Source organism: Thermoplasmata archaeon, from assembly GCA_038851035.1.
GTDB lineage: Archaea > Thermoplasmatota > DTKX01 > VGTL01 > VGTL01 > JAWCLH01.
Genome location: JAWCLH010000018.1, coordinates 45,270 through 55,357 on the forward strand (window position 1 = coordinate 45,270; position 10,088 = coordinate 55,357).

11 protein-coding genes are annotated in these 10,088 nt (G+C 68.2%); 1 reads left to right on the plus strand and 10 read right to left on the minus strand.

Going from position 1 to position 10,088, the window contains the following annotated elements:
* Positions 1-44: 44 nt before the first annotated feature.
* Positions 45-449: a universal stress protein gene (locus tag QW379_06950; protein MEM2870140.1), complete on the minus strand. Its 405-nt coding sequence runs from the start codon at positions 447-449 to the stop codon at positions 45-47.
* A 4-nt stretch (positions 450-453) separates the two neighbouring features.
* Complete coding sequence (locus tag QW379_06955) at positions 454-624, minus strand: hypothetical protein (GenBank protein ID MEM2870141.1); 171 nt, start codon at positions 622-624, stop codon at positions 454-456.
* A gap of 142 nt (positions 625-766) precedes the next feature.
* Between QW379_06955 and QW379_06960 the strand changes: the two genes are divergently transcribed.
* Positions 767-3,763, plus strand: a complete 2,997-nt coding sequence (locus tag QW379_06960; protein ID MEM2870142.1) for an Ig-like domain-containing protein — start codon at positions 767-769, stop codon at positions 3,761-3,763.
* Between the two features lie 311 nt (positions 3,764-4,074).
* Here QW379_06960 and QW379_06965 read toward each other — a convergent pair whose 3' ends face one another.
* From QW379_06965 to QW379_07000, 8 genes are all read right to left on the minus strand, one after another.
* Positions 4,075-5,070, minus strand: a complete 996-nt coding sequence (locus QW379_06965) for a UbiA family prenyltransferase (GenBank protein MEM2870143.1) — start codon at positions 5,068-5,070, stop codon at positions 4,075-4,077.
* A 446-nt stretch (positions 5,071-5,516) separates the two neighbouring features.
* Entirely contained in the window at positions 5,517-5,861 is a 345-nt protein-coding gene (locus tag QW379_06970; protein MEM2870144.1) for a hypothetical protein, read from the minus strand.
* Positions 5,862-6,042: 181 nt separating this feature from the next.
* Positions 6,043-6,813 carry an ATP/GTP-binding protein gene (locus QW379_06975; GenBank protein ID MEM2870145.1) on the minus strand — a complete coding sequence of 257 codons (771 nt, stop codon included), beginning with the start codon at positions 6,811-6,813 and terminating at the stop codon, positions 6,043-6,045.
* A 76-nt stretch (positions 6,814-6,889) separates the two neighbouring features.
* Positions 6,890-8,110 carry a HEAT repeat domain-containing protein gene (locus tag QW379_06980; GenBank protein MEM2870146.1) on the minus strand — a complete coding sequence of 407 codons (1,221 nt, stop codon included), beginning with the start codon at positions 8,108-8,110 and terminating at the stop codon, positions 6,890-6,892.
* A gap of 80 nt (positions 8,111-8,190) precedes the next feature.
* Entirely contained in the window at positions 8,191-8,955 is a 765-nt protein-coding gene (locus tag QW379_06985; protein MEM2870147.1) for a proteasome assembly chaperone family protein, read from the minus strand.
* Positions 8,948-9,124, minus strand: a complete 177-nt coding sequence (locus tag QW379_06990; GenBank protein ID MEM2870148.1) for an RNA-protein complex protein Nop10 — start codon at positions 9,122-9,124, stop codon at positions 8,948-8,950. Before QW379_06990 ends, QW379_06985 begins: the two co-directional genes overlap by 8 nt.
* A complete protein-coding gene (locus QW379_06995; protein ID MEM2870149.1) occupies positions 9,109-9,912 on the minus strand; it encodes a translation initiation factor IF-2 subunit alpha in 804 nt (267 codons plus the stop codon). Before QW379_06995 ends, QW379_06990 begins: the two co-directional genes overlap by 16 nt.
* On the minus strand, positions 9,913-10,074 hold the full coding sequence (locus QW379_07000; protein MEM2870150.1) for a 30S ribosomal protein S27e: 162 nt from the start codon (positions 10,072-10,074) through the stop codon (positions 9,913-9,915). It lies immediately after the preceding gene.
* Positions 10,075-10,088 lie beyond the last annotated feature (14 nt).

A 10,088-nucleotide genomic window follows, 5' to 3' on the forward strand; every position in this document is an offset into this window, starting at 1 on the left:
GACGCGAGGGTGGTGGGGGTGGCCGGCCCGGGAGATTTCGGGCCTTACCTCACGATCAGCACCGGCCTACTTGCGTAGCGCACGACGCGGTCCGCAACGCTGCCTATCGCGAACCGGCCGATCTTGCTCAGGCCCCTGTGGCCGATGACGATGATGTCCGCGCTAAGCTCCGCGCTCAGGTTGAGAATCTCGTCCGCGATGTCGCCCTCTCGCACCACGCCCCGCGCGCTCACGCCCCTGCCCCTCAGCTCCTCCACGGCCGCCTCGACCATCGCGCGGGCCTTTGAGGTCGATACGTCGGGCGGGACGTCCGCGAACTCCTTGATGACCGCCGTCGGGACGACCATGACCAGAACCAGCTCGTCGCCCGGTTTCATGAGCCCCGCGGCCTGCTGGAGGGCCTTTTTGGAGGCCTCGGAGCCGTCGTAGGCGACCAGCTTGACTCCCATCGAATCACTCGTGCCATGGCTTGCACTTCTTGTGCCAGTACTTCGTTAGAGAGCCGAAGCGCGTGGGCGCGGCCTCGCCCCTCTCGTACATCATGATTCCGTCGTACTGGACCACCACCTTCTCCCCGCTCCTGATCTCCTCTCCGCACTTCTTGCACTTCACCATTTCGCTCACCGTTAGGCGCTCTTTACAATGGGCATCGAAGCGATTCCCCTATTCCGGTTTGCCTATATCTAATTAACTTTCGACGGGCGCCCAGGGAGGTCTCATGCCCGGACCAATATATTTATCTCCGACGCCGGAGATGTTCTTCCAGATGTTCTCGAGTGGGCGGCGAGGCCCCGGGGCCGCGGCCCTAATCTCTCTGCTCCCCCTCCTACTCCAGAGCGCTGCGCCGCTCGCGGGCAGTGCCGGCCCCAGCGCTGCGGAATTCGGGGTTTCCTCCCCGGCGCCGGGAGGGGGCGAAGTGACAGTGCTCGGGAGCGGGGCGGTTCAGGCCCTGCGCGCCTTGGACTGGGGCCCTTCCGGGGTGGCTCTGCTCGCGGGCGAGGGAGGGGCGGTCCTCCTCCACACGCCCCCGGACGCTTTCTCGGCCATCGCGGCGGACGCGGGCTGGAGCTTCCACGCGGTTGGCTTCAGGCCCTCGGGGCCCCTTCTGGCCCTACTAGCTGGCGTCGAGCGCGACGGGGCCGTGGAGAGGGGGCTTCTGGTCGCGTGGGACGGGAGCGGGCTCACACGGCTGGACATTCCCCTCTGTCGCGAGCTCCGGGGTATCGCGTGGGCCCCGGACGGCTCCGCGGCCTACATCGCCGGCAACGAGGACGACGGCGCTCTGGTGCTTGAGTTCAGGGGGGGGTTCGTCACGGAGGCCCTCTCCGACGGGGCCCGGCGCTTCACTGCGATGTGCAGGGGTAGGGGCCTCTACTTCATCGGTGGACAGGAGCGCTCGACGGGGGCCCCCTGCGTCATTGCATTCGATGGGAGGGAAGTGGTGGGAGGGGTTTCGATTCCCGGGGCCGGTGGCACCGGAGTCTCGTCGATTGCGTGGAGCGAGAGGAGCGGCGTGGGCCTCTGCGCCGCCGGGGGCTCTCTATACAGCTTCAACCAGAGCTCGGCCTCTGAAGTGCCCCTCCCCTTTAACTGGAGCGTCTCATCAGTGGCCTGGTCCCCCAGACGTGAGCTAGCGCTCCTCGCCGGGAGGGACGCCGAGGCGCAGGGCGGGGGCGACGGTCTCCTGTGCGGTCTGAACTCGAGCTGCTCTTGGACGGTCTCCTCCGGCCACCCGGCGCTCCTCGCGCTCGCGTGGGAGCCGTCGGGGAGCTGCGCGCTCGCGGCGGGGGAGAACGGCACGGTGCTCAGGTACGTTCCGCCGAATAGCCCGCCCGTCTGCACCATATCGTCGCCCGGCGCGGGCGATGTCATCGGCGGCGTCGTCCTTGTCTCGGGCGCGGCCGCGGACCCGGACGGCGACCTGCTCGACCCCGTCGAGGTGAGGGTCGATGACGGCCCGTGGGAGCTCGCGTCCGGGGCGGAGGGCTGGAGCTTCCTTTGGGACACCACGAAGGTGCCAAGCGGGGGCCACACGATATTCGCGAGGGCCTTCGACGGCATCGCGCACTCGGTCGAGGACAGCAGGCTCGTCATCGTCAGCAACCCCAACCGGCCGCCCTCGGTGGCGATTCTCGAGCCCGCGGAGGGCGCGGGCGTCGCGGGCGAGGTCATCGTCAGGGGTTGGGCCCGGGACCCCGACGCTGGGGACGGAGTCGAGGAGGTCCGGGTCTCGATCGACGGGGGCCCGTGGGCGGCCGCGAGCGGCGCGGAGAGCTGGAGCTACGTGTGGAACACCACAGCCCTCCCCGACGGCCCTCACACGATACGCTCAAGGGCGTGGGACGGCGAGAGCTGGTCGGAGGAGGCGGTGAGGAACGTGACCGTCCAGAATCTGGGCCCCAACTCGCCGCCCGTCTGCACCATCGCCACCCCCTCGCCCGGCGAGGTCGTCACGGGCGTCATGAGGGTCTCGGGCACCGCGAGGGACGAGGAGCAAGGAGTGAGGGCGGTTTGGGTTAGGTTGGACGAAGGCGAGTGGAGGGCGGCGGAGGGGGCGGAGAGCTGGCACATCGACATCGACACGGAGCCTCTCCCCGCCGGCCCGCACGCGGTCTTCGCGAAGGCGAGCGACGGCATCGTCAACTCCTCGGAGGCCCGCGTTACCTTCACTGTCAACCACCCGCCGGTCTGCGGAATTCTCCGGCCCTCTGAGGGGGAGACGGTCGTGGGCGAGGTGGAGCTCTCAGGCTACGCCTCGGACCCCGACCCCGGGGACTCGGTGGTCTGGGTCGAGGTCAGGGTGGACGATGGCCGGTGGCTGAGGGCGACGGGGGCGGAGAGCTGGTCCTTCGTTTGGAGGCCCTCGTCCGAGCCCGCGGGCTCCCACACGCTCTGGGCGAGGTGCTACGACGGCCACGCACTGTCGGTCCCGGCGCGCAGGAGCGTGACGCTCGAGAAGCCGCCGCAGGCGGTTGCGCTGATGTTCCCGGTGGACGTGGGCGAGGACTATGTGTTCCTGCAGTGGAGCCAGAATCTGGACGCGGACTTCGCGCGCTACGAGGTCTTCTGCTCCGAGACGGAGGGCGCCCCGCTCTCCGGCCTGACGCCGAGGGTCGTGCTGGCGCAGTCGGTCACCGTCTACAACTACACCGGCCTGAGGCCGGCGACGGGGTACTGGTTCAGGGTTCGCGTGGTCGATACCTACGGCCTGAGCTCGGTCTCGAACGAGGTCTGGGCGAGGACGCTCGAGCCCAACACGCCCCCCGTGGCGCACCTGAGCGCCTCGAGGACGAGGGTGCGCACGGGGGAGACTGTCACATTCAACGCCGGAGGCTCCTACGACCCAGACAGGGGAGGGAGAATCGTCAGGTTCGAGTGGGACTTCGAGGGCCGGGGCCGCTTCCCGGTCGACACCGGCCTCGTGCAGGTCGTCAGGCACTCCTTCGGCAGGGCCGGGAGGTACTCTGTCCAGCTGCGCGTGACGGACGAGAGGGGAGCCTCCTCGATGGCTTCGGTGAACGTGACGGTACTCGAGAGGGAGGAGGGGGGCGTCACCCCGTGGCTCGCCGCCTCCGCGGGCGCGCTGGTCGCGGCGCTCGCGCTCGCGGCGCTGGGCTGGAGGTATCTGGCGGCGCGGGCCGGGCCGGCCGCGGCTCGCAGCGCCTACGAGAGGCTCGTGCGCGCACCGGCGGAGGAGAGGCGGAGGCGCCACTGGGGGGCGAGCGCGCGGAGGAGGGAGAGAAGAGGGCGGGGGCCGGTTTAGGCCCGGGGTCAGGCCCGCTCCTACGCGCGCGGCTGCGGCTGCGGGCCGACTGCGGAGGGGAGTCTGGAGGGCCGGGAGGGCTGATGTTCGTTGGCTCCGGGGGAGGAGGGACGGGTGGAGGGAATGGATGGGCGCGGGGAAAGCCGGTGGAGCGGCGGAGGGGGGGCAGCGGAGGAGCGATAGAACCCGCTGGGGGCGTGGCGGGGGCGGGCTGTGGCGGTGGCGGGGCGCGGGGGAGGAGCCGGTGCTCTCCGGGGAGGGTTCGGGGGAGCCGTTCGGTCCCGGCGCTCGCGGGGCGGAACACAGGGAGTCTACGAGAACGGCCACGGGAGTGGGAGGACGAAGACGGCCATGAAGCCGAGCTGCATGGCGAGCAGCATCAGGTACATGTGCTTCCAGACGGGGCTGTTCTCGAGGTGCGGGTCCTGCTCGAACCTCGCCTCCCTGAGCAGGTGAATCAGGTAGAGCGCCCAGGGGAGCAGGAGGACGAGGTAGTTCGCCTGCATCTTCAGAACGTCGAGGTATGTGGCGGCGGGAATCAGGGCGAAGGGGAGGACGAGGAAGGGCGAGGAGAGGAGAGCCGCCTTGCGGGGCCCGTAGACAACGGGGAGCGTCCTGACGCCGAACCTCCTGTCGCCCTCGACGTCCGTGAAGTCCTTCGTCGTCGTGGCTCCGGTGAGGAAGACGCTCATGATGCCCCCGATAACGAAGGGCGCGGGGTCGAACGGCAGGGGGCCGTGCGGGAGCAGCGGGTCGTCGAAGATGGACCAGGCCGCGACGAAGCCCAGCGTGCCCCGGGTGATCGCGATCACAATGTTGGAGACCCAGAGCCTCTTCTTGAGCCTGAGCGGGGGCATCGAGTAGGTGATTGTTATCAGCATTATCAGGAGAACGAGGAAGCTGAATGTGAGCCTGAAGGCCGTGGCGGCCCTCCAGATTGTGACGAGGTAGAGAATCCAGGCGATGGACCTCGCCTCGTCCTTTGTCACGACGCCCGAGGGGACGGGCCTGTAGGGCTTGTTGATTTTGTCAATCTCAGCGTCGTAGGCGGCGTTGAGGGCATTGGAGGCGGCATTGACGAGCACGAGCGCGCTCACGCCCCAGAGGAGCTCGGTGGCGTGGTCGATTAGAACGGCCCTCGAGACGGCCCCGCCATTCGAGACAGAGAGGCCGATGAGCGCGGCCGCGGTCCCGCCGATCGCGGGCGCCAGCAGCGTGAATGGCCTGACGAGGTCGATGTAGCCCCTGAGCTTTCGCGGGACGAACTCGACCCTGTCGTAGCCCTCCCGGATTGTGAGCTTGGCCACGCCGACCCCGCCGACCCGTATCCGCTTCTACTTATTTGGTATTAATCATTATTGGTATGATTTCCGGCGGGCCGGGCGGCGCGCCGGGGGCGCGAGGCCGGGGCTGCCCGTGGGAGGGCCGCGCGCGACATCCGCGCCGGACGGCGCGGCCCTCGAGACGCATGGCGCGGCCCCTGCGCCGGACGGCGCGAACGGCGCGCCGCATGGCGCGGCCCTCGCGCCACGTGGCGAGGCCAGCGCGGCGCACGGCGCGGCTCTCGCGCCAGATGGCGCGGCTCGCGGGCAGGGTGGCGCGGCTCCCGCGCCGGCTGGCGCGCGTCCCGCGCGGGCTCGCGCCGCCGCACGAATTCGTGCGGAGGGTCCCGCGCCCCGCGGCCGGGGGCCCGGATGTCGTTGCGGGGCCCAAGAGGGCCGAAGGCGGAGCGCCGCCGTCTGTGGCCGGCTCCTCACTCCTTCGCGGGCGGGCTCCTGACGGTGCCCTCGGTCGCGGGGACGAGCTCCCTGAGCCTTGGAGAGCGGGGGCCGTACTTCGCCTCCCAGCGCCTCTTGAGCATCGAGGCGGTCCGGGCCGCCTCTCGCATCGAGGCCACGAGCGCCTTCGTCGTCGCCTTCAGCTCCGCCTTAAGGTTCTCCTGCCTCTGATTGGTCGCCTCGATATCGTTCACCTTGGCCTCGAAAGCGTCGAGCGCTTCCTTTAGGTCCGGAAAGTCGCTCAGGTTCCTCCTCGTCGCAGCAATGTAGTGACGCCACTGCGTCAGCAGCTGGCGCGTCGCGCGGCTCCTCCTCGGCATTTCAGACCACCAGCGAGTAATCGATGTGGCGGTTATTTAATACTTGAGGCCGGGGGAGCTCGCCAGCACTGCCCGAGCGCACTCGGGCCCACGCACCCGCCGGCCGCCAATTCACTCGCGCCTCCGTCGCCCGGGCCTCCCGGCCCCGCGCCCCTCGCCCCCCCGGCCGCGCGGCGGCGAATTAGTCCTTCGTCAGGTCCTCGCCCGCGAAGAAGTGGGCCTGCACCGCGGCGTAGATGTCCTCCATCCCGCTCATCTCCTCAGCGGAGGCGGTGATGAAGTTCCTGAACGCGCCCACGCTCTCGAGCGCCCTGAAGAGCTCGACGTTGAACTGGACCTGAGCACCCGCGAGCTCCTCCTGCGCTGCCGCCTGGAGGCTCAGCCCGTCCTCGGCCCAGCGCCTGAGCCTCGCAAGCTCCTCCTCCTCGAGGAGGTCGGCCTTGCTGACCACGTTCATCATCGGCATCGCGAACCTGAACTGGACCGTCGCGCTGAGCATCAGCTGCGATATGAACCCCGAGGGGACTTTCGCCAGAACCGGGTCTATGAGGAACGCAAGCGCCGAGCGCTCTCCTGTCAGCGCATCGACCACGCGCCGGCTGGACCTCCGGAAGGCGAAGAGCTCGAGCTGGCCGGGTGTGTCGATGAGGATGTAGGGGCTCCTGAAGCCGTCGAGTATCTCGCGAATCTCGCCGACCCTCATCGCCAGCATGTCGGCGCACGCGATCTGGGCTCCGTTGGGCCCGAGGCCGTATTCCTCCATCACGTCCCTGAGCGAGAGCCACTCGCGGATGTCGTACTCGGGTGAATAGGGGAGACTCTCCGCCCCCGGGTCGAGATTGACGGTCACGCTGTCCAGACCCTTGAGCTCCATCCAGGCCTGCATCGCGCGCGTGAGCGAGGTCTTGCCAGCTCCGGCGGTTCCAACGAAGTAGATTCCCACGGGGTCCATGACAGAGCAACCTCCTTACCCGCACCCCCTCCTGCGCGCTCGCCCCAACCCATCCCCCCAGTCCCCCCGCCCCTCCTCAGAGCTCGCCCCTCTCCCCTCCCGCGGCCCCGGCCTCCAGAATCGCCGTCTCCTCCATTATTCTCAGGAGGTCCCTCCTCACCTCCTCTGGAATTCTGTGGGCGTAGGTCTGAATCTCAACCCTGACCTGCTCCCTCACGCTCGCTTTCTTGTCGGCCGCCAGCGCGCGCAGCAGGCCCTGAATGTGGGGTGGGTGCTGGTCGTAGTAGGCCGCTATTGCGGCGACGATGTCCTCGCGCACCTTGGCGTCGACGTCGCGGGCGAGGAGCGGAATCAGCTCGTTCCTATACTCCGGAGGTATCCGGGCGAAGCTACGGTTGAGCTCGAACGCAACCTCCTCCCTCACCCGGGAATCCCGATCGTTCGCGAGCGCCCTGAGGAGCGCCTGAACGTCGGGCGGTAGCTTGTCGAAGTTGCTCGCCGTCGCTATCACAACGTCCGCCCTGACCTTCGGGTCGTCCGTCCTCGCCAGCGTCTTGACGAGCTCGTTCCGCATGTTGGCGGGCAGCTTGTCGAACTCTCGCCCCAGCCTCTGCGCCACCCTCCTCTCCCGCTGCTCGCTGTCCCACGCCCTCGACGGTGCAGGTGGGGCAGGCGCGGGCCTCGGCGGAGGGGGAGAGGGGGGAGGCGGGGCGGATGCCGGGGCCTCGGGGGTTTGCGGGGGGGCTGCGGGGCCAGGTGCCCCGCGGGGCCGGGGGGGCGGGGGAGGCGCGGGCGGCGCCGGCGCGGTGGGCGCGCCGGTCGGCTGTTCCGCTCCGGGCTCACGCTCGGATGGCTCGGACGCCAGTAATTCCCCCAGCTCGCTCGTCAGCGTGCTCAGGATGTTCTTCTCGAGCTCCTCGGTCAGCTTGTCGATGTCGATCGTGGATAGATAGCCCGTTGAAGGCCTCGAGCCGGCGGCCTGCGGCGGGGCCGGGGGCTCCGGCGGCGACGGCGCCGGCGGCGGTGGCTGCGGCGCCGAAGGTGTGGGAGGTGGAGGCGGGGGAGGGGGCGGGGGTGTCTGGACGACCGGAGGCTGGGCCTCAAGTCGAGCCGGGGGCGCGGGCGTGGAGGGGGCGAGCGGTGTGGGCGGCTGCCCGGGACCCGGAGGGGGCGGGGGCTGGGGGAGGGGTCCAGTGCCAGCGGAAGGCGCAGCCGCTCTCTTGACCTTCTTGACCTTCTTAACCGCTTTCCCGTTCCTTCCGGGTCCCGGACCCCCGGAGCCCTCGTCCGCCGTCATTCCCTCTTACCTTATCCCCAGTTTACGATATATATTTTCCCCGGCCTTCGCCCGCGTGGCCGCTCCCGCGCCGCGCGCCGCTACCCGATGTACCTGAGGTCCTCGGCCCGGGACTCCGCCATCGCCTTCTCCGCCTCTTTGAACTGGGCCGTCAGCCTCTCGATCTGCTGGGCCTTCTCCTCGAGGGCCGTGTAGTCCACCTTGATGCCGAGCAGTGAGGAGAGAACTTCGAGCACCATGCGGGCGCTCTTCGGGTCGACGAAGTAGCCCGAGGTCTCTCCCATCAGACACACGCCCGGAATCTTCCAAAGTGCCGCGAGCCCGAGCAGGAGGCCGCTGGCGCCGATGATGCCGCTCCCGGGCTCCCCGCTAGAAAAGACCACGCCCGCGCGCTTCATCTCCTCGACGAGCTCGGGGGAGGTCGCGGCGCCAAGGACCCTCGGCTTCTCCACGATGCGCCCGACGCCGTAGCCACCGAGGGTATAGATTCTGCTGAGCTTGTATTTCTCTAGTAGCTGGAGAGCCTTGAAGGAGAGCTCGTACTGCCCCTCGGGTGTGATTCCCTGATAGTCTCCGACCAGAAATATCAGATCCGGAACTTCGCGCCCCTTCCTCTTCACATAGTAGAGCTCGTTGCTGACCAGGCGAATTACGCCGTCATCCCCGACCAGGACCTGCGGGGGCAGGTGCTTGCTCCATATTGTGATGAATTTCTTCGCTCTGAGAACGTCGACGAGGTGGTCCGCCGCTAGCTTGCCCACGTTCCCGACGCCCGGGAGACCCTCGATGAGCACGGGGTTGTTCAGCTCGGGCTTCTCGTGATGAATCACAAGCGCCTCATCCACTGCTCTCGCCCTCCAGCTCCCTCTTCAGCCGCCTCCTGTAGACGCCGTAATGGTCCTCGGGGGAGAACCGCGCCGGAGCCGCGACGCGGGTGGCCGCGCCGCAGGAGCCGCAGGATGCCTTCAGGGTATAGAGCCCGCAAGCGGGACACTTCCTCAGGTGTGAGCGCAACTCCCTCCCCTCTCCCTAGTGAAGCTCGCGCGGCCGCCGCACTTCTTTACGTGCTCCAGAACGCGCTCCACCGCTCCCTTGAGAGATTCCTCCGCAGTCCGGTAGTCCAGCGCGGAGACGGTGATTCTGTACCGGGGAGCGCCGAGGTACTGTATCGTGACCTCCCCTCCCCCATGGGAACCCTCGGCCAGCATGAGGGCCTCCTTGATTTTCTTAACGCCGTCTGGGCCCTCCCACACGAGCTCGAACTGGCCGTGAATCTCGACCCTCGGCGGTACTATGTTCTCCTGCGCAACGCGCACGAGCGCCTTCACCCAAGGGCCCTTGAAGCCCTCCTTCTCCAGCGCCCTCTGGTCCACCGCGCACTCCTCGAAAACCGCGTAGAGGCTCCCGAACCTCTCCACCAGCGCCCTCCCGAACTCCTCGTAGCAGGCCTCGACCGGCTTCTTCAGGGCCTGGGCCACGAGCTCGAAGAGCTTCTCGGCCCTCTGCTCGTTCTTCCACTCCTGTATCTTCTCCTTCCTCTGGTGGTCGTTGACCTGCTTCAGGGAGAGGTCTATGTGCTGCTTGGATGGGTCGACGCGGAGGACCTTGCAGACCACCTTCTGACCCTCGCGCACGTGGTCCCTGATGTACTTGACCCAGCCCGTCGCCACCTCGGCGATGTGTATGAAGCCCTCCTTCCCCTTGTACTCGTTCAGCTCGACGAAGGCTCCGAAGCTCTTCACCTCCTTCACGGTGCAGACCACCAGCTCCCCCTCTTCGGGGTAGGGCGAGAGTTTGACCATCTAGTCCGTCACCCTCCCTAGCACCTCGCACTCCTCCCGTATTTTCGCCTTCCCGCCCGTCGGCGTCGCCACCGTGGCGCCGCACACCAGACAGTTCACGGGAGTTGAGGCCCTCTCGAAGACCATCTGGGTGTTCCCGCAGTCCTTGCACCTGACTGTTATGAAGCCTGTGTCCG